This is a genomic window from Rathayibacter oskolensis, from assembly GCF_900177245.1.
Lineage (GTDB): Bacteria > Actinomycetota > Actinomycetes > Actinomycetales > Microbacteriaceae > Rathayibacter > Rathayibacter oskolensis.
In genome coordinates, this window is record NZ_FXBM01000001.1 from 786,099 (window position 1) to 810,682 (window position 24,584).

Genomic DNA, 24,584 nt, shown 5'->3' on the forward strand with positions numbered 1-24,584 from the left:
TGCACGCCCGATCGGCGGAACGGGCGTGCACGGCGGCATCCGACGTGCGAGCTCAGCGGGTGCGGCCGCGGGCGAGAGTCGCGAGGATCGTCGCCGACGTCCGGCTCCAGTCGTGGACGACAGCCGCGTACCCGAATCGGAGAACGGTGTACCCGCGAAGGACGGCCGCAGCGTCGCGCCGCCGATCGCGGGTGAACGCGTCGGCGGTCCCCTGCCACCGGCGGCCGTCGAGCTCGATCACCAGCCAGTCGTCGATCAGCAGGTCGACGCGCCCCACGCCGCGACCCCGTCGGGCGGCTGCCGGGCGTCTCCGTGCACATCGGAGGCCGATCACCGCCTGTGGAGGAGAGGCCGTGCACGGCAGAAGCCGCCGTGCACGCCGGATCCGAGGATCGAGCGTGCACGACGGCTCCGGTCGTGCAGGGTGATCAGGCGCGGCCGCGGATGACGGCCTGCTTCACCTCGGCGATCGCCTGCGTGATCTGGATGCCGCGCGGGCACGCCTCCGTGCAGTTGAAGGTCGTGCGGCAGCGCCACACGCCCTCCTTGTCGTTGAGGATGTCCAGGCGCGCTCCACCCGCGTCGTCGCGGGAGTCGAAGATGAAGCGGTGCGCGTTCACGATCGCGGCCGGGCCGAAGTACTGCCCGTCCGTCCAGAACACCGGGCACGACGAGGTGCACGCGGCGCAGAGGATGCACTTGGTGGTGTCGTCGAAGCGGGCGCGGTCGGCGACCGACTGCACGCGCTCCTTGCCCTTGGGGGCCGCGGTGTTCGCGATCAGGAACGGCTGCACCTCGCGGTACGACGCGAAGAACGGCTCCATGTCGACGACGAGGTCCTTCTCGAGGGGCAGCCCCTTGATCGCCTCGATGTAGATCGGCTGCGAGATGTCGAGATCCTTGATCAGCGTCTTGCAGGCGAGGCGGTTGCGGCCGTTGATGCGCATCGCGTCGGAGCCGCAGATGCCGTGGGCGCACGAGCGGCGGAACGTCAGCGAACCGTCCTGGTCCCACTTGATGCGGTGCAGGGCGTCGAGGACGCGGTCGGTCGAGAACATCTCGACGTCGAAGTCCTGCCAGCGCGGCTCAGCGTCCACCTCGGGGTCGAAGCGGCGGATGATGAAGGTGACGGTGAACGCCTCCGGAGCCGCGGGGGCGGCGGGGAGCTGCTCGAGGGTAGCTGTCGACATGGCTAGTACTTCCTCTCCATCGGCTGGTACCGGGTGATCACGACGGGCTTCCAGTCGAGGCGGATGTGGTCGCCCGCGTCGGAGGAGTGGGCGTCACCGGAGAGGTACGCCATCGTGTGCTGCATGTAGTTGTCGTCGTCGCGCTTGGGGAAGTCGTCGCGCATGTGACCGCCCCGGCTCTCCTTGCGGTTACGAGCGGAGTAGACGACGACCTCGGCGAGATCGAGCAGGAATCCCAGCTCGACGGCCTCGAGGAGGTCGGTGTTGAAGCGCTTGCCCTTGTCCTGCACCGAGATGTTGCGGAACCGGTCGCGGAGTCGCTGGATCGTGTCGGTGACCGACTCGAGCGACTCGTCGGTGCGGAACACCTGAGCGTTCTTGTCCATCTCGTCCTGCAGCTCCTTGCGGATCGAGGCGATCCGCTCGGTGCCGGTGGCGCCGCGGAGGGAGGCGAGCATGTCGCGGATCGCTCCGGCCGGGTCGGCGGGCAGAGGGGTGAAGTCGACCGTCTGGGAGTAGTCGGCGGCGTTGTTGCCGCTGCGCTTCCCGAACACGTTGATGTCGAGGAGGGAGTTGGTCCCGAGGCGGTTCGAGCCGTGGACCGAGACGCAGGCGCACTCGCCCGCGGCGTAGAGCCCGGGGACGACGGTGCTGTTGTCCGAGAGGACCTCGGCCTTCACGTTGGTCGGGATGCCGCCCATCGCGTAGTGCGCGGTCGGCATGACCGGCACAGGCTCGACGACCGGGTCGACGCCCAGGTAGGTGCGGGCGAACTCGGTGATGTCGGGGAGCTTCGTCTCGAGCACCTCGGCGCCGAGGTGCGTGCAGTCCAGCAGCACGTAGTCCTTGTGCGGGCCGGCGCCGCGTCCCTCCGCCACCTCCTGGACCATGCAGCGGGCGACGATGTCGCGCGGCGCGAGGTCCTTGATGGTGGGGGCGTAGCGCTCCATGAAGCGCTCGCCGGAGGCGTTGCGGAGGATCGCACCCTCTCCTCGCGCTCCCTCGGTGAGCAGGATGCCCAGGCCCGCGAGCCCGGTCGGGTGGAACTGGAAGAACTCCATGTCCTCGAGCGGCAGACCCTTGCGCCAGATGATGCCGACGCCGTCGCCCGTGAGGGTGTGCGCGTTGGAGGTCGTCTTGTAGATCTTGCCGAAGCCGCCGGTGGCGAAGATGATCGCCTTCGCCTGGAACACGTGGAGCTCGCCGGTCGCGAGCTCGTAGGCCACGACACCCGAGGGCTTCTGCACGCCGTCGATCTCGGTCATCACGAGGTCGAGCACGTAGAACTCGTTGTAGAAGTTGATGCCGAGACGGACGCAGTTCTGGAACAGCGTCTGAAGGATCATGTGCCCGGTGCGGTCGGCGGCGTAGCAGGCCCGGCGGACGGGCGCCTTGCCGTGGTCGCGGGTGTGCCCGCCGAAGCGGCGCTGGTCGATCTTGCCGTCTTCCGTGCGGTTGAAGGGCAGGCCCATGTTCTCGAGGTCGATGACCGCGTCGATGGCCTCCTTCGCGAGGATCTCGGCCGCGTCCTGGTCGACGAGGTAGTCGCCGCCCTTGACGGTGTCGAAGGTGTGCCACTCCCAGCTGTCCTCCTCGACGTTCGCGAGGGCGGCGGCCATGCCGCCCTGCGCGGCTCCCGTGTGGGAGCGCGTCGGGTAGAGCTTCGAGATCACGGCGGTCTTCGCCTTCGGGCCGGCCTCGATCGCCGCCCGCATCCCGGCGCCGCCGGCGCCGACGATCACCACGTCGAACTGGTGGTAGTGGACGCCGTCGGGGCCGACGGTCTGCGTGAAGGCGCTCTGGTCGGCGCCGCCGTGGGTGTGGCCTGCTGTGCTCACTGGGGAGATGCTCCGATGTGCGGGAAGGGAGGGAGGTGGACGGGAGTGGCGCGGCTCGGCGGGATCAGGCCGAGCAGAACGACGCCAGCAGTGCGGGGTCGGCGCCGGGCGGGCACGGGTCGAACGCGAAGACGACCCAGGTGCCGAGGGCGATCAGCGAGACGACGGCGACGAGGATGCCGCCCTTGAAGGCCCGCGCCAGCAGCGGCGAGGTCGCGTAGTCGTTGACCAGGGTCCGCATGCCGTTGCCGCCGTGGATCAGGGCGAGCCAGAGCATCAGGACGTCCCACCACTGCCAGAACGGGTTGGCCAGCTTGCCGCCGACGAAGCCGAAGTCGATGGCCTTGATGCCGTCGCCGAGGAGGAGGTTGTAGATCAGGTGCCCGAAGATCAGGACGATCAGCACGACGCCGGAGGCGCGCATGTAGATCCACCCCCACTTCTCCCAGTTCGTGCCGGAGGAGCGGACGGGGGTGTGCGGGGTTCGCGGTGCTGCGACGGTGCTCACAGTGACCTCACTCGCTGAAGACGTTGATCAGGTGGCGGGGTGCGAAGCCGAGCATCAGCACGACCCACAGGCCGATGACGACCCAGAAGAGCACGCGCTGGTTGCGCGTCGCCCAGCTCCAGAAGTCGACCAGGATGATGCGCAGGCCGTTCAGGGCGTGGAACGCGATCGCGCCCACCAGACCCGTCTCGCCGAGGCCCATGATCGGGTTCTTGTACGTTCCGATGACCGCGTTGTACGCCTCCGGGCTCACAGCGATGAGAGCCGAGTCGAGGACGTGCACGAGGAGGAAGAAGAAGATGGCGACACCGGTGATCCGGTGCAGCACCCACGACCACATGCCTTCGCGACCCCGGTACAGGGTGCCGGCCGGACGCCGGATCTTCCTCTGCTTCCGGGGTGCGAGGGTTTGAGCAGCTTGAACTGACACGAACAACCCTCCCTGGTTGTGTGCTCCGACGGCCTGACCGGACCCGCGTCTCGAGGACGGGGGCGGGGCGGGGGAGCGACGAGAAACTCGCCCTCCGATTCTAAGCGGGGCCGCCCGGATCCGCGGCTAAGGCGAGCCTTAGCTACGGCCCGCCAGTGCGGCTCCCGCGCCGGCCGTCGCGTAGTGGACCAGCAGCTCGTCGGTCAGAGCGCTCCAGGTCCGGTGCAGCACGCGCCGGCGGCCGGCCTCGCCGAGTCGGGCGCGGAGCCCGGGGTCGCGCACCAGGCGCTCCACCTGCCTCCGCAGATCGGAGTCGCTCTCGGGCGCGTAGAGCAGGCCGTCGACTCCGTGCTCGATGAGGTCGGTCGGTCCGCCAGCGTGCGGTGCGACGACCGCGGTGCCCGAGGCCTGCGCCTCCTGCACCGTCTGGCCGAAGGTCTCCTCCGTGCCGGTGTGCACGAACACGTCGAGGGCCGCGAAGACCGCGGGCAGCCGCTCGCCGTCGAGGCGGCCGAGCATCCGGGCCCGCGGGCCGAGACGGGAGGCGACGCGGGCGGAGGAGGGGCCGTAGCCGCCGACGACGATCTCGGCTCCCGGGAGAGAGGTGAGGGACGAGAGCCGCTCGACCCGCTTCTCGGGCGAGATCCGGCCGATGTACCCCACCAGTGCGTCGCCCTCGCCGAGAGTCGCGCGGACGTCGAGGGCGTAGGGCGAGGAGCGCATCCGCGGGTGGAAGCGGTCGCTCTGCACGCCGCGCCCCCAGAGCGCGGTCCTCTCGATGCCGGCCGCCGCGAGATCGTCGAGGGCGCTGCTCGAGGGAGCGAGCGTCAGGTCGGCGCCCGCGTGGATCTGGCGGATGACCTTCCAGGCGAGGGCTCTGGCGCCCCGGATGCCGTAGCGGGCGGCGAATCGCGCGACGTCGGTCTGGTAGATGGCGACGCTGGGCACGCCGAGGCGGCCCGCGGAGGCGATGGCCCGTGCCCCCAGTAAGAAGGGCGAGGCGACGTGCACGACGTCGGGCTCGAAGTCGGCCAGCTCGCGGGTGAGGGCGAGCGTGGGGATGCCGACCGGGAAGTCCCGGTAGGCGATGGCGGGGTGCTCGACGACGCGGTGACCGGCGTAGCGTGCGGGCGCACCCGCGGCGGGGCACACGACGAGGGCCTCGATGCCGCGCGCCGTGAACTCGTCGAGCACCCGCAGGACGCTCGTGGTCACTCCGTTCAACGACGGAAGGAAGCTCTCGGTGACGACCGCGACTCTCACACCCCGGACGCTACGGGCCGCGTGTGAACGACGGCGCGCGGCCGGGTGAACGGACGGTCGCGGTCGGGCGCCCTTGTATCCTGCGGTCATGACATCACCTGAGACCGATGGCCGCGCCCCGCTCGACCGCTTCTACAGCGTGATCCCCGCCGGCGGGATCGGCTCGAGGCTCTGGCCGCTCTCGAGGGCCGACGCCCCGAAGTTCCTGCACGACCTGACGGGCTCGGGTCAGACGCTCCTGCGCGACACCTGGGACAGGCTCGCGCCGATCTCGGGCGCCGACCGCATCATGGTCGTCACCGGTCGCGCGCACCGCGCCGCGGTGGAGCAGCAGCTCGAGCACCTCGAGGACCGCAACGTCGTCCTCGAGAGCGAGCCGCGCGACTCCTCGGCCGCGATCGGCCTCGCCGCCGCGATCCTCGAGCGCCGCGAGCCCGGAGTCATCATCGGCTCGTTCGCCGCCGACCACGTGATCAGCGGCCAGCCCCTCTTCCACGACGCGGTCGCGGAGGCGGTCGTCGCCGCCGACGCCGGCTTCATCGCCACGATCGGCATCACGCCGACCGAGCCCGCCGTCGGCTTCGGCTACATCAAGACGGGCGAGCACCTCGGCATCGACGGCGCCGCCCACACGCTGGCCGTCGACTCCTTCGTCGAGAAGCCCGACGCCGACACCGCGCGCACCTATGTCGCGAGCGGTCAGTACCTCTGGAACGCGGGGATGTTCATCGCGCGCGCCGACCGCCTGCTCGAGGAGCTCGGCCGGTCGAAGCCGAAGCTGCTCGCCGGCCTTCTCGAGCTCGCGGAGGTGTGGGACACCCCCGAGCGCGGTGCCGCCGTCGACCGCATCTGGCCCGGACTGGAGAAGATCGCGATCGACTACTCCGTCGCCGAGCCGGCCGCGGCCGCCGGCAAGCTCGCGGTCGTGCCCGGTCACTTCTCGTGGGACGACGTGGGCGACTTCGCCTCCATCGCGAAGCTGCACGCGAGCGGTCTGCGCTCCGATCTGGCGATCCTCGGCGAGGACGCCCGCGTGCTGGTCGACTCCGCCACCGGCATCGTCGTGAGCGGCGGCAACCGCACCATCGCGCTGATCGGAGTGAAGGACATCGTCGTCGTCGACACCCCCGACGCCCTCCTGGTCACCACCACCGAGAACGCCCAGAAGGTCAAGGGCGTCGTCGACGCCCTCCGCCTCTCCGGCCGCACCGACGTCCTCTAGCCCCGCCCGCCCGCGCCCCGAGCCCCTCGTCAGCACCGCGGAGCCCTCCGCCTGCCCACCGTCCGATCGCGCGCAGCGCGGAGCTCTCGGCCTGGCCGGTGTTCGATCGCGCGCAGCGCGGAGCTCTCGGACTGCCCGGTGTTCGATCGCGCGCAGCGCGGAGCTCTCGGCCTGCCCTGCGTCCGATCGCGCGCAGCGCGGAGCCCACGAGCCCGACCTGGCCCGAGGCTCACCGCGACAAGCGAGCGCACAGACTCGAGTGACACAGGAGGGAGGGCCGCGAGCGGGAATCGCGTGCGAGCGATTCCCGCCAGCCCGACGCGCCCCGCTCTGCGATACGCACCATGTCGCCGAGCCGACCGCGGGGGAGGAGGCGTGGCGCCTCCTCCCCAGATCAACACTGTGTAACGCTTCCCGCAGGAGGCCTGCCCGGCGGCTGAGCGAACCGTCACATTGGGTAACGTGAGCGGATCGACGCCCCGCTGCGCTGGTCGCGCGGGGCCGCATCCTGGAGGACGAATCTTGACCATCACCACGCGTAAGGCCGCGTTCGGCGGCTTGGCCGCCCTCGGCGTCACCGCGCTTCTCGCCGGTTGCGCCTCCGCCCCCGAGGAGAGCGACTCGAGCGCTGCCGCCGGCGGCGACTTCCTGCCCTGCATGGTCTCGGACTCGGGCGGGTTCGACGACAAGTCGTTCAACGAGCTGGGCTACAACGGCCTGACCTCCGCGGCCGAGGAGCTGGGTGTCGAGCCCATCACCGTGACCTCGGAGTCCGAGACCGACTACGACCCCAACATCACGAGCCTCATCGACCAGGGCTGCAACCTGATCATCACCGTCGGCTTCGCCCTGGCGGACGCGACCGCGGCCGCTGCCGAGGCGAACACCGACATCGACTTCGCCATCATCGACGACGCGTCGATCGACCTGCCGAACGTCAAGCCGATTACGTTCGACACGTCGCAGTCCGCGTTCCTCGCGGGCTACGCCGCGGCGTCCTACTCGAAGACCGGCGTCGTCGGCACCTTCGGCGGCCAGCAGTTCCCGACCGTCACCATCTTCATGGACGGCTTCGCCGACGGCGTGAACTACCACAACGAGCAGAAGGGGACCGACGTCCAGGTCGTCGGCTGGGACGTCGACGCGCAGACCGGCTCCTTCACCGGAGGCTTCGCGGCCGGTGTCGAGGCCAAGTCGGCCGCGCAGTCGCTGATCGACCAGAACGCGGACGTCATCCTCCCCGTCGGCGGTCCGATCTTCCAGTCGGCCATCGAGGCGATCCGCGACTCCGGCAAGGAGATCGCCATGGTCGGTGTCGACGCCGACCTGTACGAGACCTACCCGGACGGCTCCGACCTCTACCTGACCTCCATCCTCAAGGGGATCGAGGCGGGCACGAACGATGTGACCAGCACCGCTGGCGCCGACGAGTTCGACGCCACGCCCTACGTGGGCACGCTCGAGAACGACGGAGTCGGCATCGCGCCGTTCCACGACTTCGAGTCGAAGGTGTCGGCCGACCTGCAGGGCGAGCTCGACACCATCAAGGAGGGCATCATCGACGGTTCGATCACCGTCGAGTCGCCGTCCGCTCCCGCCGCCTCCTAGGCGCGGCAGTCAGAGGCCGGTCGGCCCGAGTCCTCTCGGAGCCGACCGGCCTCTCCCGTTCCCGGGGCCGACTCCCGAGCCCGACGTCGCGACTCGGACGCCGTGCGCCGCGCCGGGGCGCCCGGCTCGCGGCGAGTCGGCGAGCACCGCCGAAGTTAGATTGGTGACATGAAGCTCGAACTGCGGGGCATCACGAAGCGCTTCGGCGCCCTGGTGGCCAACGATCACATCGACCTCACGGTCGAACCCGGCGAGATCCACTGCCTCCTCGGCGAGAACGGTGCGGGCAAGTCGACTCTCATGAACGTGCTCTACGGCCTGTACCAGGCCGAGGAGGGCGAGATCCTGCTCGACGACGCCGTCCAGCACTTCTCGGGCCCCGGTGACGCCATGAAGGCGGGCATCGGGATGGTGCACCAGCACTTCATGCTCGTCCCCGTCTTCTCCGTGGCCGAGAACGTCATGCTCGGGCACGAGCAGACGAAGTCGGGCGGTCGCCTCGATCTCGCCGCCGCGCGCGCCCGCGTCCGCGAGATCTCGGAGCGGTTCGGCTTCGACGTCGACCCGGACGCCATCGTCGAGGATCTCCCGGTCGGCGTCCAGCAGCGCGTCGAGATCATCAAGGCGCTGTCGCGCGACGCCAGAGTCCTCGTCTTCGACGAGCCGACGGCCGTGCTGACCCCGCAGGAGACCGACGAGCTGATCGCGATCATGCGACAGCTGCGCGCCTCCGGAACAGCGATCGTCTTCATCACGCACAAGCTGCGCGAGGTGCGGGAGGTGGGCGACCGCATCACGGTCATCCGCCTCGGCAAGGTCGTCGGCGAGGCGTCGCCGACGGCGAGCAACGCCGAGCTGGCGTCGCTCATGGTCGGCCGTGCGGTCGAGCTGACCGTGCAGAAGGAGCCGGCACGGGCCGGCGACGAGGCGCTGGTCGTCGGCAATCTCACCGTCAGGGACGCGAACGGCCAGGCCGTCGTCGACGACGTCTCGTTCGAGGTGCGACGCGGCGAGATCCTCGCGATCGCCGGCGTCCAGGGCAACGGTCAGACCGAGCTCGCCGAGGCGATCATGGGACTGCAGGAGCGGGTCGAGGGCTCGGTGACGCTCGACGGCAAGCGGCTCGACGGTCTGACGGTCCGCCGCGTGCTCGACTCCGGAGTGGGTTTCGTGCCCGAGGACCGCACCGAGGACGGCCTGGTGGCCGAGTTCACGATCGCCGAGAACCTCATGCTCGACCGCAGCGACGGCGAGCCCTTCGTCAAGGGCCTGAGCCTGCAGCTGAAGGACCTCGACCGCTTCGCCGAGGAGCGCGTGCGCGAGTTCGACGTGCGCGCGCAGGGGATCGGGACCCACGTGGGCCGGCTCTCCGGCGGCAACCAGCAGAAGGTCGTGCTCGCGCGGGAGCTGAGCCGCGACCTGCGGCTGTTCATCGCGGCGCAGCCCACCCGCGGCATCGACGTCGGATCGATCGAGTTCGTTCACAAGCGCATCGTCGAGACGCGGGACACCGGCGTCCCCGTCATCGTCGTCTCGACCGAGCTCGACGAGGTCGCAGCGCTCGCCGACCGCATCGCGGTCATGTACAAGGGCGGCATCATCGGCATCGTCCCCGCCGACACCCCCCGCGAAGTCCTGGGGCTCATGATGGCCGGGCAGTCGCCCGCCGAGAAGGGAGCGGCGGCGTGAGCGATGCGCAACTGCCCGCGGTCGATCCCGACGCGGAGAGCGAGAAGGCGTCCGGACTCGAGCCGGGTCAGAAGCCGGGTCAGGAGGTTCGACCGGGCCCCGTCGAGAGCGGCGCGTCGCGCGTCCTCCGCGAGATCCTCTCCGGGACCGCGCTGATGTCGGTGCTCGCCGTGCTGCTCTCGCTGATCGCGGGCGGGGTGCTCATCGCCGCGACCGACACCGATGTCCAGGCCGCCGCCGGGTACTTCTTCGCTCGCCCGCTCGACACCCTCCAGGCGATCTGGCAGTCGGTCGCCGGGGCGTACTCCTCGCTCTTCCAGGGCTCGATCTACAACTTCCGCCGAGACGGGTTCGCGAACGGCATCAAGCCGCTGACCGACACCCTCGCCTTCGCGACGCCGCTGATCGCGGGCGGTCTCGGAGTGGCGCTCGCGTTCCGTGTCGGACTGTTCAACATCGGCGGCCGCGGCCAGATGCTGATCGCCGCCGCCTGCGCGGGCTGGGTCGGCTTCTCCTTCGACCTCCCCTGGGGAGTGCACCTCGTCGTCACCCTGGCCGCGGGAATCCTCGGCGGTGCCCTCTGGGGAGGACTGGTCGGCCTCCTGAAGGCGCGGACCGGCGCGCACGAGGTGATCCTGACGATCATGCTCAACTACGTCGCCTTCTACCTCATCTCCTACCTCCTGCGCACACCGGGAGCCCTCCAGGCGCCGGGCTCGAACAACCCGAAGGCGCCGGGGATGAAGGAGACCGCGATCTTCCCTGACCTGCTGGGGCCCGCCTACTCGCTGAACCTCGGCTTCCTGTTCGCGATCCTCGCGACGGTGTTCGTCTGGTGGCTGCTCACCCGCTCCAGCACGGGCTTCAAGTTCCGGGCGGTCGGCGAGAACCCGCACGCCGCCCGCGTGGCCGGCATCGACGTCAAGAGCAGCTACATCTGGGCGATGCTGCTCTCGGGCGGCCTGCTCGGCCTGGCGGGCAGCGCGCAGGTGATGGGCACCGTGACCACGGGCTTCACCTCCGGGATCGACGCGGGCATCGGCTTCGACGCGATCACGGTCGCCCTCCTCGGCCGCTCGCGTCCGTGGGGCGTGTTCTTCGCCGGCATCCTCTTCGGTGCCTTCAAGGCGGGTGGCTACTCCATGCAGGCCGCCGAGGGCGTGCCGATCGACGTCGTCCTGGTCGTCCAGTCGCTCATCGTGCTCTTCATCGCCGCGCCGCCCCTCGTGCGCGCCGTCTTCCGCCTCCCGACGCCCGGGGCCGCCCCGAAGCGTCGCTCGCGCCGCACCTCGGAGGTGTCCGCATGACCACCGCAGTCGCTCCGGCGCCCTCGTCCTCCCGCGTCGCGATCCGCAGTTGGAAGGCTCCGATCGCCTTCGGCGTCTTCGCCCTGCTCGCCGTCGTCCTGTTCGTCGTCTTCGGGCGCGACGGCACGAGCGCGTTCCGGCTCGCGGCGGGCGACGACTTCTTCGCCCTGCCCGACATCCCGTTCCCGACCCGTGCGACGGGTGCCGTGGTGGCGCTGCTGACCGTGGGCCTCGCCGTGGTCGCGTTCGTGCTCACCAGGGCGGCGCGGCGCATCCCGCTCTGGCTGTCGACGGTCTTCGCTCTGGTCTTCCTGATCGGCTTCCTCGTGTGGGCGTCCGCCGGTGCGACGCTCCCGGTCTCGGGACTCCTGCTGGGCACCGTCGGGCTCGCGACCCCGCTGATCTTCGGCTCCCTCGGCGGAGTGATCTCGGAGCGGGTCGGAGTCGTCAACGTGGCGATCGAGGGCCAGCTGCTGGCGGGCGCGTTCACGGCGGCGATGGTCGCCTCCATCACCCGCCAGCCCGTCCTCGGGCTCGTCGCGGCGATGCTCGCGAGCGTGCTCGTCTCGTTCGTGCTCGCGGCCTTCGCCATCAAGTACGTGGTCGACCAGGTGATCGTCGGAGTCGTCCTGAACGTCCTCGTCACGGGTCTGACGAGCTTCCTCTACTCGCAGGTGCTGACGGCCGACTCGGCGACCTTCAACTCGCCGGTCCAGTTCGAGCGCCTGCCGATCCCGGTGCTGAGCCAGATCCCGATCGTCGGCGCGGTGCTCTTCAACCAGACGGTGATCGTCTACCTGATGTACCTCGCGATCTTCGCGGTGTGGTGGGGGCTGTACAAGACCAAGGGGGGGCTGCGCCTCCGCGCGGTCGGTGAGCACCCGCAGGCGGCCGACACGGTCGGGATCGACGTGGCGCGCACGCGGTTCTGGAACGTCTCGCTCGCCGGCGCGATCGCCGGGATCGGCGGCGCCTACTACACGCTCGACGCGGTCGGGGCGTTCGGCAAGGAGATGACGGCGGGCGCGGGCTTCATCGCGCTGGCCGCCGTGATCTTCGGGCGCTGGGACCCGATCCGCGCGACGCTCGCCTCCCTGCTGTTCGGCTTCGCGACCAACCTGCAGAACGTGCTCGGAGTCATCGGCTCGCCGGTCCCGAGCGAGTTCATGCTGATGCTGCCCTACGTCGTGACGATCTTCGCCGTCGCGGGCCTGGTCGGGCAGTCGCGCGGCCCGGCGGCCGCGGGCAAGCCCTACCTGAAGTCCTGAGAGGAGTCGACATGACGGACATCGACTGGGCGGCGCTGCGCAGCACCGCCCTCGAGGCCATGGGGCGCGCCTACGCGCCCTACTCGAAGTTCCCGGTGGGGGTCGCGGCGCTGGTCGACGACGGACGCGTCATCTCGGGCTGCAACGTCGAGAACGCGTCCTACGGACTGACCCTCTGCGCCGAGTGCGCGCTGGTCTCGTCCCTGCACATGACCGGCGGCGGGCGCCTCGTCGCCTTCACCTGCGTCGATGGCAACGGGGCGACCCTGATGCCGTGCGGCCGGTGCCGCCAGCTGCTCTTCGAGCACTCGGCCGAGGGGATGCTCCTCGAGACCGTCTCCGGCGTCCGCACGATCGAGGAGGTCATCCCCGACGCGTTCGGCCCGCGCACCCTCGAGGCGTTCGCGGGGGAGTAGCCCTCCTCTCGTCGCCCCCCGCCACCTTGATCAGAGGACCCGCATGACCGGCACCACCGCCCCCGTCGAATCGTTCGACGCCGTCGACATCATCCGCACCAAGCGCGATCGGGGGACGCTCTCGACCGCCGAGATCGACTGGCTCGTCGACGCCTACACGCGCGGCTACGTCGCCGACGAGCAGATGGCCGCCTTCGCGATGGCCGTGCTGCTCAACGGGATGGACCGCGACGAGATCCGCGATCTGACCCTGGCGATGATCGCCAGCGGCGAGCGGATGCACTTCGACGGGCTGGGCAAGCGCACCGTCGACAAGCACTCCACGGGCGGGGTGGGCGACAAGATCACGCTGCCGCTGATGCCGCTGGTCGCCTCCTTCGGCGTCGCCGTGCCGCAGCTCTCGGGCCGAGGCCTCGGCCACACCGGCGGCACGCTCGACAAGCTCGAGGCGATCCCGGGATGGCGCGCCGAGCTCAGCAACGACGAGATGTTCGAGCAGCTGCGCACGGTCGGAGGCGTCGTCTGCGCCGCCGGGTCGGGGCTCGCTCCGGCCGACAAGAAGCTCTACGCCCTGCGCGACATCACCGGCACGGTCGAGGCGATCCCGCTGATCGCCTCCTCGATCATGTCGAAGAAGATCGCGGAGGGGACCGATGCGCTGGTCCTCGACGTCAAGTTCGGCTCGGGGGCCTTCATGGTCGACATCGAGCGCTCGCGCGAGCTCGCACGGGCGATGGTCGATCTCGGCAACGACGCGGGCGTGCGGACCACGGCGCTGCTCACCAACATGAACGTCCCCCTCGGCCTCGCGATCGGCAACGCGAACGAGGTCCGGGAGTCGGTCGAGGTGCTCGCGGGAGGCGGGCCGGCCGACGTCCGCGAGCTGACCCTCGCCCTCGCCCGCGAGATGCTCGCGCTCGCCGGGCTGCCCGACGCCGACGTCGAGGGTGCTCTCGACGGCGGCGCGGCGATGGACACGTGGCGCGCCGTGATCAGGGCCCAGGGAGGCGATCCCGACGCGGCGCTGCCCGTCGCGCGCGAGACGCACGTCGTCGTCGCGGAGCGGGACGGCGTGCTCGTCGATCAGCGGGCGCTGCCGTTCGGCATCGCCGCCTGGCGGCTCGGCGCGGGGCGCGCGCGGCAGCAGGACGCGGTCCAGCACGCAGCGGGCATCGACCTGCACGCGAAGCCGGGTGACCGCGTGCGGGCGGGCGACCCCCTGTTCACGCTCTCGGCGGACGAGCCCGCGCGGTTCGAGCGCGCGCTGGGTGCGCTCGAGGGCGCCTACCGGATCGGGGACGAGGGCGAGCCCGTTCTCGACGGCGGCCCACTGGTGGCCGAGCGCATCGCCTGACGCGCGCGGCTCGCTCCGGGTCCGCTCGAAGCTGACGCGGCGTCGGTGCGGCGCCACCGGAGGCGCCGGCTGCGAGGCGACCCTCTAAGGTGGTCCGCGAACCGTCGCCCGACCCCGAGGAGCACCGTGACCGAGATCACCGAGGAGTACCTCCTTCCGGGGGAGGGCATCCTCATCGACGACCTGCCGAAGGTGTCGCTGCACGACCATCTCGACGGCGGTCTGCGCGCCGAGACGATCATCGAGCTGTCGGAGGCCGCAGGCCTCCCTCTGCCCGCGACCGACCCGGGCGCGCTCCGCGACTGGTTCACCACGACGGCCGACTCGGGCTCGCTGGTCGACTACATCGCCACCTTCGAGACCACCGTCGCGGTCATGCAGACCGCTCCCGCCCTCGAGCGCGTGGCGCGGGAGTTCGTGCTCGACCTCGCGGCCGACGGCGTGATCCACGGCGAGGTCCGCTGGGCGCCCGAGCAGCACCAGCGCCAGGGCCTCACTCTCGACGCCGCCGTCGAAGCCGTTCAGGCGGGGATCGAGCAGGGCGTCCAGGAGGCGGCCGCGCACGGCTCCCGCCTCCGTGTCGGCCAGCTGATCACCGCGATGCGGCACACCGACCGGTCGCTCGAGGTCGCCGAGCTGGCGCTCCGGCACCGCGAACGCGGGGCCGTCGGCTTCGACATCGCCGGCGCGGAGGCGGGCTTCCCGGCGTCACTGCACCGTCCCGCGTTCGAGCTCCTCGCGGCCGCGCACTTCCCGACGACCGTCCACGCGGGCGAGGCCGACGGACTCGACAGCATCCGCTCGGCGCTCCTCGACGGCCGCGCGCTGCGGCTCGGACACGGTGTGCGCCTCGCCGAGGACGTCCGCATCGAGCGGCAGGACGACGACGCGAGCTACGTCACCCTCGGCGAGCTCGCCGAGTGGGTCAAGGACCGCGAGATCGCCCTCGAGCTGAGCCCGTCCTCCAACCTGCAGACCGGCGCGATCGCCGCCTGGGGGACCGAGCTCGCCGACCACCCCTTCGACCTGCTGTACCAGCTGGGATTCCGCGTGACCGTCAACACCGACAACCGCCTCATGAGCGCAACGACGCTCAGCCGCGAGCTCGCGCTGCTGTCGGACGCGTTCGGCTACGACCTCGACGACTTCGAGGCCTTCCAGGTCAACGCCGCCCACGCCGCCTTCCTGCCGCTCGACGAGCGGCGCGAGCTCGTCGAGGCCATCACCTCCGGCTTCGAGGCGGCCTGACCGTGCCGCTCGACCCGCTCACCGACGACGCGATCGCACTGCGGCACGAGGCCTCGAGCTGGCGGGAGGCGGTCCTCGAGGCCGGCCGTGCGCTGGAGCGGAGCGGAGCGGTCGACCCCCCCTACTCGCGCCGCATGGTCGAGCAGGTCGACGTCCTCGGTCCCTACATCGTGATCGCCCCCGGACTCGCGCTCGCCCACGCCCGACCGGGCAACGACGTGCACGCCGACGGCCTCTCGGTGGTCACGCTCGCCGAGCCGGTCGCGTTCGGGCACAGCACCAACGACCCCGTCTCGGTGGTCATCGGCATCGCCGCCACCCAGGCGCACGGCCACGTCGGCTTCATCTCGGGCCTGGCCGACGTCCTCAGCAGACCCGACGCGATCGGCGCCCTGGCTGCCGCACGCACGGTCGGCAGCATCAACGCCGTCCTCACGGACGACACCCCGCACCACGGAAGAAGCTCATGAAGATCGTCACCCTCTGCGGAGCCGGCATCGGCACCTCGGCCATCCTGAAGCTCGGCGCGGAGCGCGCCCTCGAAGCCCTCGACCTCGAAGCGGAGGTGATCGCCTCGGACGTCGCGTCGATCGGTGCTCTCGCCGCCGACGCGCAGGTGATCCTCACCTCGAGCGAGCTCGTCGACCGGATCGGCCAGACCTTCGCCGAAGTGGTCGTCATCGACAACTACCTCGACCAGACGGAGATCACGGAGAAGATCGAGCGCGCGTTGGGCTGAGCCGTCGGCTCAGCCCACCGCGGCACCATTTTCTGAGCCGCTCCCCGCGCGGCTCAGCGCGGTCGGCTCCGCGAGGTGGTGCGTTCCACAGAGCGGGTCGCGTCGCGCTGCCTCCAATCGCTCTCACGCGATTCTCGGTCGCGCGCTCTACCTTGCGCGAGGTCGCGGCGGACACCTGCTGGTCGAGTAGCCGCGCAGCGGCGTATCGAGACTTCGCGCGAGCGGGCCCACGCAGCACGAGCCGCTCGACTCAGCGGAGGAGGTCGGCGGCGCCCTCGCGCAGGGCGGCGAGGCGCGACTCCACGGCGGTCCGGCGCGCGGCGGCGTCGGGTTCGGACGACCAGGCGTCGAGGTAGAGCTTCACCTTGGGCTCGGTGCCGCTCGGCCGGGCGATCAGACGGGCGCCGTCGAGGCTGAAGCGCAGCGCATCCGTCGCCCCGAGCGCGCCGCCGGCGGCGAGCAGATCCTCGGACCGCTCCACGGCGAGTCCGCCGATCGAGCGGGGAGGCTCGGCCCGCAGGCGCGCCATGATCCGGCCGATCTCGGACAGGTCGGTGACCCGCAGCGAGATCTGCGCCGAGCCGAACAGGCCGAAGCGCTCGGCGAAGGCGTCGAGCTCGTCGGCGATCGTCCGGCCGTCCTCGGCGAGCGAGCTCGCGAGCGAGAGGAACGCCACCGCTGCTGAGATGCCGTCCTTGTCGCGCACGATCCGCGGATCCACGAGGTAGCCGAGCGCCTCCTCGTAGCCGAAGACGAGATCGGGCACCCGCGAGATCCACTTGAAGCCGGTCAGCGTCTCGACGAAGGAGAGTCCGTAGTCGGCCGCGACGGCAGCGAGCGCGGGGGAGGAGACGATCGAGCACGCCAGCGCGCCTCCGGAGCGGCCGCCGGCCCTTGCCTGCTCCGCCGCACGCCAGCCGAGCAGTGAACCCACCTCGTTGCCGGTCAGCCGGCGGAATCCCTCCGGCGCGGACGGGTCGGGGATCGCCGCGGCGAAGCGGTCGGCGTCGGGATCGTTCGCGACGATCAGCTCGGCGCGCCCGGAGCGGGCGGTGGCGTAGGCGAGATCGAGCGCACCGTCCTCCTCCGGGTTGGGGAAGGCGACGGTCGGGAACGCGGCGTCGGGATCGATCTGCTCGACGACCACGGCCGGCTCGTCGAAGCCGGCGGCCGAGAGCACCCGGTGCGTCGTCTCCCAGCCGACCCCGTGCATCGCCGTGTAGACGACGCGCAGCGGCGCCGCTTGCGCGCCCACCGTGGCCGTCGCCTCGATGTAACCCGAGACGACGGACTCGTCGGCGATCCGGTACTCGCCCCGGGGCAGCTCGGGGACCCGTCGCTCGCGGGCGACGGCGAGGATCCGGTCGGCGATCTCGGAGTCGACGGGCGGCACGATCTGCGAGCCCTCGTCGGCACCGCCGAGGTACACCTTGTAGCCGTTGTCCTGGGGCGGGTTGTGGCTCGCCGTCACCATCACACCGGCGTCGGCGTCGAGGTGCCGGACCGCGAACGCGAGCACCGGTGTCGGCAGCAGCCGCGGGAGGAGGACGGCGTCCACGCCGGCCCCCGCCATCAGCGCCGCCGAGTCCTCGGCGAACACGCGGGAGTTCTTGCGCCCGTCGTACCCGATGACGACGACGGGCCGATCGCCGCCGCGCGCGAGCAGGTGCTCGGCGATCCCGACGGCGGCCTGCGACACGAGGACGCGGTTCATCCGGTTCGAGCCCGCCGCGATCGCGCCCCGGAGGCCGGCGGTGCCGAAGGCGAGCCGCTCCCCGAAGCGGTCCGCGAGCTCGGTGGCGGCCGACGCGTCTCCCGCGGCGTCCGCCTGGAGCAGCGCGACGAGCTCCTGACGGGTCTCGGGATCGGGGTCCTGGGCGAGCCAGTCCTCCGCCAGTGCTCGGATCGCGGCCGTCACAGCGCGGCCGTGATGCCGGCGAGCAGGCGCGCGAGGTCGTCCTCGGCGTTGCGTCCCGCCTCCAGCACCTCCTCATGGCTGAGCGGCGTCTTCTGGATGCCCGCCGCCAGGTTCGTGATCAGCGACATGCCGAGCACCTCCATGCCCGCCTCCCGCGCGGCGATCGCCTCGAGCGCCGTCGACATGCCGACGATGTGCCCGCCCATGATGCGGGCCATCTGCACCTCCGCCGGGGTCTCGTAGTGCGGGCCGCGGAACTGCACGTAGACGCCGTCGTCGAGGTCCGCGCGGGTCTCGCGCGCGAGCGCGCGCAGGCGTGCCGAGTAGAGATCGGTGAGATCGACGAAGGTGGCGCCCTCGAGCGGGGAGTCGGCGGTGAGGTTGATGTGGTCGCTGATCAGCACCGGCGTGCCCGGAGTCCAGTGCTCCTTGATGCCGCCCGCTCCGTTGGTCAGGATCATGACCGTGGCGCCGGTCGCCGCGGCCGTGCGCACGCTGTGGGCGACGCGGCGGACACCGTAGCCCTCGTAGTAGTGGGTGCGCGCCCCGATGATGAGCGCGCGCCTGCCGGACGGCAGCAGCACCGAGCGCAGGCTCCCGCCGTGCCCGTGCACCGCCGGCTTCGAGAAGCCGAGGATCTCGGTGGCCGGCACCGTGGCCGTGGTCTCGCCGATCAGGTCGGCGGCCTTGCCCCAGCCGCTGCCGAGGGTGAGGGCGATGTCGTGTCTCTCGACGCCCGTCGCCTCGGCGATCCGGGCGGCGGCGTCGGCCGCGATCGCGAAGGGATCGGCGTCGGGGGAGTCGAGCGGATTCGGGGTCTGATCGGACATCCCACCACCCTAGCCAGGGCGCGCGGGAGTGCAGAGTCGCTGCGGTCCCGCCCCGCGATTGGGCGAACTCTCAGCGGGAGGGGATGATGGAGGCATGGCTTACGAGTTCGAGCGCACGCAGAGGATCGCCGTTCTCGGAGGGGGACCCGGCGGCTACGAAGCAGCCATCGCGGGAGCCCAGCTCGGCGCGGAGGTGACGCTGGTCGAGCGGGTGGGTGTCGGCGGCTCCGCGGTCATCACCGACGTCGTCCCGTCGAAGTCGCTCATCGCGACTGCGGAGGCGACGAACGCCATCGGCGAGGCGGCCGACCTGGGCGTGCAGTTCTTCACGCGCTCGGAGCAGACCAACAAGCCGGTCCGGCCCGAGGTCGCCGTGAACCTCGCCACCGTCAACAAGCGCCTCCTCGGGCTCGCGCGGCAGCAGTCGGAGGACATGCGCGCGAACCTCGTGCACCACGGCGTCAAGATCATCCAGGGCGACGGGCGCCTGGACGGCACGAACGCGCTGATCGTGTCGACCGCCGCCGGCGGCGAGGGCATGGACTTCGACCGGATCGAGGCCGACACGATCGTCGTCTCGGTCGGCGCGAGCCCGCGCGTGCTGCCGACCGCCGCGCCCGACGGCGAGCGGATCATGAGCTGGACCCAGCTCTACAACCTCAAGTCGGTTCCCGAGCACCTGATCGTGGTCGGCTCCGGCGTGACCGGCGCGGAGTTCGCCTCCGCCTACCGCGCGCTCGGCGCGAGGGTGACCCTCATCTCCTCCCGCGACCAGGTCCTCCCCGGCGAGGACGCCGACGCCGCAGCGGTCATCGAGAACGTCTTCAAGCGCAACGGGATGGTCGTGCTCTCGAAGTCGCGGGCCGACCGTGTCGAGCGCACGGAGACGGGCGTGCGGGCGATCCTGTCCGACGGTCGCGTCGTCGAGGGGTCGCACTGCCTGATGGCGGTCGGCTCCGTGCCGAACACCGCCGGCATCGGCCTCGAGGACGCCGGCGTGCAGCTGACCGAGTCCGGTCACATCCGCGTCAACCGGGTGGCCCGGACGAGCGTGCCGTCGATCTACGCGGCGGGCGACTGCACGACGTTCCTGCCGCTCGCCTCCGTCGCCGCCATGCAGGGGCGCACCGGGGTCTTCCACGCGATGGGTGATGCCGTGAACCCGACCGAGGTGCGCAACGTCGCGGCCAACATCTTCACGCAGCCCGAGATCGCGACCGTCGGCTGGAGCCAGCGCGAGATCGAGGAGGGCATCGCGCAGGGTGAGATCTACAAGCTGCCGCTCGCCGCGAACCCCCGCGCGAAGATGATGGGGATCCGCGACGGCTTCGTGAAGCTGTTCGCGCGCACCGGCTCCGGCACCGTCATCGGAGGCGTCATCGTCGCCCCGAAGGCCAGCGAGCTGATCTTCCCCCTCGCGCTCGCCGTCGAGCACCGGCTCACCGTCGACCAGGTCGCCCGCGCCTTCACCGTCTACCCGAGCCTCACCGGCTCCATCTCGGACGCGGCGCGCGCCATGCACATCGTCAGCTGACGCTCCGGGCGCGATCGCCGCAGACGGCAGCAGCGCTGCGGCATCGAGGGAGGTCGATGGTCGCCAGGGTGCGCACCCGGTCAGTCGTCGTAGGCCCCCGCGAGCCGGGACTGGAGTGCTGTGAGGGCGACCCCGAGGGTGCAGCCGGTCTGCAGGACGCCGGCCGCCGCCATGGCCGCCCAGGTCTCCTCGGGCGCCCACAGCAGCGTCGACCACCCGAGGAATCCGAGCAGAGCCGACCCGCCGTACAGGAGGGCCGCGGTCCGCCGCGGGATCTCGATCGAACCGGCTCCGGCGCGGAGCGCGCCGGGGGCGAGGAGCAGCGCCAGGAGTGCTGCGGCGACGAGGAGGACCGTCGCCCGCGGGGCAGCGACTCCGACGAGGGCGGCGGTGCAGATCCACGACAGGCCGGCGATGAGCGCGAGGCCGAGGATCAGGCCGCTGCTGCTGCTCGGCAGCGTCGACAGCTCACCGCGCTCGTCGGGGTCCTCGTCGTCGAACCCCTCCGCGATCGGGAGAGCGGTCCACCGTCGTTCGGCGTTCACGACCGGCCCTCGTCCGCCGTCGCCGCGAGGGGCCCCTCCCGGGTGACGCTCGTCCGGAACCAGGCGGCGAGCGCGGGGGTGCGCCGGTAGCGGACGAAGTCGCGGTCGAGGTCGGCTGTGCTTCGATAGCCGGCGCTGCGGGCGATGTCCTCGAGGGCGCCCGGGCGGTGAGGTGTGCGGGCCATGAGCGTTCCGGCGCGCTCGAGGCGCCGTGACGCGAGATGCTCCTCCAGCGGCAGGGAGTAGAAGCGCCGGAATCGCAGGCGCAGCATCACGGTCGACACGCGCAGCTCCCGGGCGAGACCGGCGATCGTGAATCGGCGGTCGAGGTAGCGCTCGTTCACCAGCGCCGCGGTCGCGATCGCGAGCAGGTCGTGCCGCCGCCTCGAACGCCTGGAGCGGAGTGGGGCTCGTCGCCTCACACGGGAGTCGACGAGCAGGATCTTCTTGCGAGTGACAGCCATGCTGGTGGGACGTCGCCCCGCCCCCCGTACTCACGCCCTTGCGCGAACTGACCCCCCGGCGGCGCACCCGCGCCCCTCCCACCGGATCGCACAACCCGCTCCATGGTGAGCACCCCGTCGAGATGGCGACTGCCCCGAGCCTCGCAGTGACCGGCTCGGACGGAAACTCGGTCGAGCGCGCGTTCGAGAATCGCGTGTCAGCGATTCGAGGCAGTGCGACGCGCCCCGCTCTGCGGAACGCATCACCTCGACAAGCCGACTGCGCCGAGCCGCGTAGGGAGCGGCTCGGTCGACAACACGGTCGAGCGCGCGTCCGAGAATCGCGTGTCAGCGATTCTCGGCAGTGCGACGCACCCCGCTCTGCGGAACGCACCCCGTCGAGAAGCGGACCGCGCCGAACCGCGTAGGGAGCGGCTCGGACGGGGACACGTTCGAGCGCGCGTCCGAGAATCGCGTGTCAGCGATTCGAGGCAGCGCGACGCACCCCGCTCTGCGGAACGCACCCCGTCGACAAGCCGACTGCGCCGAGCCGCGCAGGGAGCGGCTCGGACGGGAACACGGTCGAGCGCGCGTCCGAGAATCGCGTGTCAGCGATTCGAGGCAGCGCGACGCACCCCGCTCTGCGGAACGCACCGTCTTGAGAAGCCGACCGCGCTGAGCCGCGCACGGAGCGGCTCAGAAACAAACTCAGACGATGGAAAGCAGCACGTGCCCCGAGGACACGGTGGTTCCGGCTTCGGCGGCGAGGCCGCGGACCGTGCCGTCCTTGTGGGCGGTGAGAGGCTGCTCCATCTTCATGGCCTCGAGGACGACGACCAGGTCGCCGGCGACGACCGTGTCGCCCTCGGCGACCGCGACCTTCACGATGGTGGCCTGCATCGGCGCGGTGACCGAGTCGCCGGTGACGGTGCTCACTGAGCCGGACCCGCGGCGCTTGGGCGCCGTGGCCGCGGTGCCCCGGCTCTGCGCGGCACCGACGAGGGAAGCGGGCAGCGACACCTCGACGCGGCGTCCGTCGACCTCGACGACGACGTCCTGGCGGGCGGCCTGGTCGGGGATCGCGCCCGGCTCGCCGCTCCAGGCCTCGATGGTGTTCGCGAACTCGGTCTCGATCCAGCGCGTGTAGATGCTGAAGGGCTCGCCGCCCTCGGGCGCGAACGCCGGGTCCTCGACGATCGCGCGGTGGAAGGGGAGGACCGTCGGCAGTCCGGTGACCTCGAACTCGGCGAGGGCGCGCCGCGAGCGCTCGAGCGCCTCCTCGCGGGTGCGCCCGGTGACGATGAGCTTGGCGAGGAGGGAGTCGAACGAGCCCGAGATGACGTCGCCCGCGACGACTCCGGAGTCGACGCGGACGCCGGGACCGCCGGGGACCTTGAAGACGTGGATCGGGCCGGGCGCGGGCAGGAAGCCGCGGCCGGCGTCCTCGCCGTTGATCCGGAACTCGAACGAGTGTCCGCGCGGCTCGGGGTCCTCGTAGTCGAGGACGCCGCCCTCGGCGAGCCGGAACTGCTCGCGGACGAGGTCGATCCCGGTGACCTCCTCCGAGACGGGGTGCTCGACCTGGAGGCGGGTGTTGACCTCGAGGAACGAGACGGTGCCGTCCTTGCCGATCAGGAACTCGCAGGTGCCCGCGCCGACGTAGCCGACCTCGCGGAGGATCGCCTTGGACGCGCGGTACAGCTCCGTGTTCTGCGCCTCGGTGAGGAACGGCGCGGGCGCCTCCTCGACGAGCTTCTGGTGGCGGCGCTGCAGCGAGCAGTCGCGGGTCGAGACGACCACGACGTTCCCGTGGGAGTCGGCGAGGCACTGGGTCTCGACGTGGCGGGGCTGGTCGAGGTACTTCTCGACGAAGCACTCGCCGCGGCCGAACGCCGCGATCGCCTCGCGGGTGGCGGAGGCGAAGAGCTCCTCGACCTCGTCCCGCTCGCGGGCGACCTTGAGACCGCGCCCGCCGCCTCCGAACGCCGCCTTGATGGCGACGGGCAGGCCGTACTGGTCGACGAACTCGAGCACCTCGGCGGCGCCGGACACGGGGTTGAGCGTGCCGGGTGCGAGGGGCGCACCGACCTTCTCGGCGACGTGGCGGGCCGAGACCTTGTCGCCGAGGCGCTCGATCGCCTCCGGGCCCGGTCCGATCCAGACGAGGCCGGCATCGATCACGGCACGGGCGAACTCGGCGTTCTCGGCGAGGAACCCGTAGCCCGGGTGCACGGCGTCGGCGCCGGAGCGGCGGGCGACCGAGAGGATCTTCTCGACGACGAGGTAGGTCTCGGCACTCGTCGTGCCGCCGAGCGCGTAGGCCTCATCGGCGAGGCGGCTGTGCACGGCGTCACGGTCCTGGTCGGCGTAGACGGCGACGGAGGCGATCCCGCTGTCACGGGCGGCACGGATGACTCGGACGGCGATCTCGCCTCGGTTGGCGATGAGCACCTTCGTAATGCGTGACATGTTCCCCAACCCTAGGGGTCGGTCTCGCATTGCCTGTGGCGGCGCCCCACAAAGAAGCCGGAGGGCTTCGTCGGTTCCCCACAAGCCCGCGGTGGCGTGCTCAGAGGTTCCAGAGCGAGGTCCAGTCGACCCCGAGTCGGCGGGTCAGGGAGCGCAGAGCGGGCACCGACATCCCGATCACCGTCGAGGGGTCGCCGTCGATCCGGGTGATGAATCCGGCGGCGCGTCCGTCGATGGTGAAGGCGCCTGCGACCTCGAGGGGCTCGCCGGTGGCGATGTAGGCGTCGATCTCGGAGTCGTCGATGTCGGCCGCGAACTCGACGGTGGCCGAGGTCACCACCCCGGCCTCGGCGTTCAGTCGTCCGCCGCGGTGGTCGACGAGCCAGTGCCCGGAGTGGAGGCGCCCCGTGCGTCCGCGCTGCGCGAGCCAGCGCTCCCGGGCGCGCTCGGGTTCGTGCGGCTTCCCGTGAACCACCCCGTCGAGGACGAAGGCGGAGTCGCCTCCGAGCACGAGTCCGTCGACCTCGGGCCCCAGGACCGCGAGGGCCTTCGCGCGGGCGAGCAGCGAGACCGTGGCGTCCGCGTCGAGCGGCGACCCGGTCTCGGCCTCGGCCCGGGCGACGGCGGTCGGCTCGTCGACGTGCGACGGGACCACGACGGGTTCGATCCCCGAGGCCCGCAGCAGCGCGAGCCGTGCGGGTGAGGTGGAGGCGAGGTAGAGGCGCACGATGGGCTCCCTGCGGCCGGGCCCACGCTGTGGGATGC

The 24,584-nt window shown here is 71.2% G+C and carries 23 protein-coding genes; 11 read left to right on the forward strand and 12 right to left on the reverse strand.

Annotated elements, in window-relative coordinates; translation table 11 throughout:
* Window positions 1–52: 52 nt before the first annotated feature.
* From B9Y99_RS03970 to B9Y99_RS03995, 6 genes are all read right to left on the reverse strand, one after another.
* Window positions 53–277: a DUF559 domain-containing protein gene (locus tag B9Y99_RS03970; RefSeq protein ID WP_165759527.1), complete on the reverse strand. Its 225-nt coding sequence runs from the start codon at window positions 275–277 to the stop codon at window positions 53–55.
* Between the two features lie 151 nt (window positions 278–428).
* Window positions 429–1,190 carry a succinate dehydrogenase iron-sulfur subunit gene (locus B9Y99_RS03975; RefSeq protein WP_085475272.1) on the reverse strand — a complete coding sequence of 254 codons (762 nt, stop codon included), beginning with the start codon at window positions 1,188–1,190 and terminating at the stop codon, window positions 429–431.
* A 2-nt stretch (window positions 1,191–1,192) separates the two neighbouring features.
* Window positions 1,193–2,935 (reverse strand): succinate dehydrogenase flavoprotein subunit, encoded by a 1,743-nt coding sequence (sdhA, locus tag B9Y99_RS03980; protein WP_244274828.1) that lies wholly within the window; start codon window positions 2,933–2,935, stop codon window positions 1,193–1,195.
* A gap of 157 nt (window positions 2,936–3,092) precedes the next feature.
* Window positions 3,093–3,536, reverse strand: coding sequence for a succinate dehydrogenase hydrophobic membrane anchor subunit (locus B9Y99_RS03985; RefSeq protein ID WP_085475274.1), 444 nt, complete (start codon window positions 3,534–3,536; stop codon window positions 3,093–3,095).
* Between the two features lie 7 nt (window positions 3,537–3,543).
* Window positions 3,544–3,966, reverse strand: coding sequence for a succinate dehydrogenase, cytochrome b556 subunit (gene sdhC / locus B9Y99_RS03990; protein WP_085475275.1), 423 nt, complete (start codon window positions 3,964–3,966; stop codon window positions 3,544–3,546).
* 138 nt (window positions 3,967–4,104) lie between these two features.
* A complete protein-coding gene (locus B9Y99_RS03995; protein WP_085475276.1) occupies window positions 4,105–5,229 on the reverse strand; it encodes a glycosyltransferase family 4 protein in 1,125 nt (374 codons plus the stop codon).
* Window positions 5,230–5,317: 88 nt separating this feature from the next.
* Between B9Y99_RS03995 and B9Y99_RS04000 the strand changes: the two genes are divergently transcribed.
* The 10 genes from B9Y99_RS04000 (at window position 5,318) to B9Y99_RS04045 (ending at window position 16,080) form a co-directional block, all read left to right on the forward strand.
* Window positions 5,318–6,451, forward strand: coding sequence for a mannose-1-phosphate guanylyltransferase (locus tag B9Y99_RS04000; protein ID WP_085475277.1), 1,134 nt, complete (start codon window positions 5,318–5,320; stop codon window positions 6,449–6,451).
* A gap of 522 nt (window positions 6,452–6,973) precedes the next feature.
* Window positions 6,974–8,059: a BMP family lipoprotein gene (locus tag B9Y99_RS04005; protein ID WP_085475278.1), complete on the forward strand. Its 1,086-nt coding sequence runs from the start codon at window positions 6,974–6,976 to the stop codon at window positions 8,057–8,059.
* A 168-nt stretch (window positions 8,060–8,227) separates the two neighbouring features.
* Window positions 8,228–9,748: an ABC transporter ATP-binding protein gene (locus tag B9Y99_RS04010; protein ID WP_085475279.1), complete on the forward strand. Its 1,521-nt coding sequence runs from the start codon at window positions 8,228–8,230 to the stop codon at window positions 9,746–9,748.
* Window positions 9,745–11,055, forward strand: a complete 1,311-nt coding sequence (locus B9Y99_RS04015) for an ABC transporter permease (protein WP_208856881.1) — start codon at window positions 9,745–9,747, stop codon at window positions 11,053–11,055. Before B9Y99_RS04010 ends, B9Y99_RS04015 begins: the two co-directional genes overlap by 4 nt.
* Window positions 11,052–12,323 carry an ABC transporter permease gene (locus B9Y99_RS04020; protein ID WP_085475280.1) on the forward strand — a complete coding sequence of 424 codons (1,272 nt, stop codon included), beginning with the start codon at window positions 11,052–11,054 and terminating at the stop codon, window positions 12,321–12,323. The genes B9Y99_RS04015 and B9Y99_RS04020 overlap by 4 nt, the downstream gene beginning before the upstream one ends.
* An 11-nt stretch (window positions 12,324–12,334) precedes the next feature.
* The gene (locus tag B9Y99_RS04025) at window positions 12,335–12,739 is read left to right on the forward strand and encodes a cytidine deaminase (protein WP_085475281.1); all 405 of its coding nucleotides are present in this window, start codon (window positions 12,335–12,337) and stop codon (window positions 12,737–12,739) included.
* Between the two features lie 43 nt (window positions 12,740–12,782).
* Window positions 12,783–14,093, forward strand: a complete 1,311-nt coding sequence (locus tag B9Y99_RS04030) for a thymidine phosphorylase (RefSeq protein ID WP_085475282.1) — start codon at window positions 12,783–12,785, stop codon at window positions 14,091–14,093.
* Window positions 14,094–14,219: 126 nt separating this feature from the next.
* On the forward strand, window positions 14,220–15,341 hold the full coding sequence (locus B9Y99_RS04035) for an adenosine deaminase (protein ID WP_085475283.1): 1,122 nt from the start codon (window positions 14,220–14,222) through the stop codon (window positions 15,339–15,341).
* 2 nt (window positions 15,342–15,343) lie between these two features.
* A complete protein-coding gene (locus tag B9Y99_RS04040) occupies window positions 15,344–15,811 on the forward strand; it encodes a PTS sugar transporter subunit IIA (protein ID WP_085475284.1) in 468 nt (155 codons plus the stop codon).
* Entirely contained in the window at window positions 15,808–16,080 is a 273-nt protein-coding gene (locus tag B9Y99_RS04045) for a PTS sugar transporter subunit IIB (protein WP_085475285.1), read from the forward strand. The genes B9Y99_RS04040 and B9Y99_RS04045 overlap by 4 nt, the downstream gene beginning before the upstream one ends.
* Window positions 16,081–16,330: 250 nt before the next feature.
* Here the strand turns inward: B9Y99_RS04045 and B9Y99_RS04050 are convergent, their stop codons facing one another.
* Window positions 16,331–17,998 (reverse strand): phospho-sugar mutase, encoded by a 1,668-nt coding sequence (locus B9Y99_RS04050; RefSeq protein WP_085475286.1) that lies wholly within the window; start codon window positions 17,996–17,998, stop codon window positions 16,331–16,333.
* A complete protein-coding gene (locus B9Y99_RS04055; protein ID WP_085475287.1) occupies window positions 17,995–18,828 on the reverse strand; it encodes a purine-nucleoside phosphorylase in 834 nt (277 codons plus the stop codon). The genes B9Y99_RS04050 and B9Y99_RS04055 overlap by 4 nt, the downstream gene beginning before the upstream one ends.
* 94 nt (window positions 18,829–18,922) lie before the next feature.
* Between B9Y99_RS04055 and B9Y99_RS04060 the strand changes: the two genes are divergently transcribed.
* Window positions 18,923–20,362 carry an NAD(P)H-quinone dehydrogenase gene (locus tag B9Y99_RS04060; protein WP_085475288.1) on the forward strand — a complete coding sequence of 480 codons (1,440 nt, stop codon included), beginning with the start codon at window positions 18,923–18,925 and terminating at the stop codon, window positions 20,360–20,362.
* A gap of 80 nt (window positions 20,363–20,442) precedes the next feature.
* On the opposite strand, the gene B9Y99_RS04065 is transcribed toward B9Y99_RS04060, so the two are convergent.
* The 4 genes from B9Y99_RS04065 to B9Y99_RS04080 all read right to left on the reverse strand — a co-directional run bounded on the left by B9Y99_RS04065 (window position 20,443) and on the right by B9Y99_RS04080 (window position 24,546).
* The gene (locus tag B9Y99_RS04065; protein ID WP_085475289.1) at window positions 20,443–20,907 is read right to left on the reverse strand and encodes a hypothetical protein; all 465 of its coding nucleotides are present in this window, start codon (window positions 20,905–20,907) and stop codon (window positions 20,443–20,445) included.
* Window positions 20,904–21,371, reverse strand: a complete 468-nt coding sequence (locus B9Y99_RS04070) for a helix-turn-helix transcriptional regulator (protein WP_085475290.1) — start codon at window positions 21,369–21,371, stop codon at window positions 20,904–20,906. Before B9Y99_RS04070 ends, B9Y99_RS04065 begins: the two co-directional genes overlap by 4 nt.
* Before the next feature lie 687 nt (window positions 21,372–22,058).
* Window positions 22,059–23,819, reverse strand: a complete 1,761-nt coding sequence (locus B9Y99_RS04075; protein WP_085475291.1) for an acetyl/propionyl/methylcrotonyl-CoA carboxylase subunit alpha — start codon at window positions 23,817–23,819, stop codon at window positions 22,059–22,061.
* Between the two features lie 100 nt (window positions 23,820–23,919).
* Window positions 23,920–24,546, reverse strand: coding sequence for a Maf family protein (locus B9Y99_RS04080; protein ID WP_085475292.1), 627 nt, complete (start codon window positions 24,544–24,546; stop codon window positions 23,920–23,922).
* Between the last annotated feature and the right edge of the window lie 38 nt (window positions 24,547–24,584).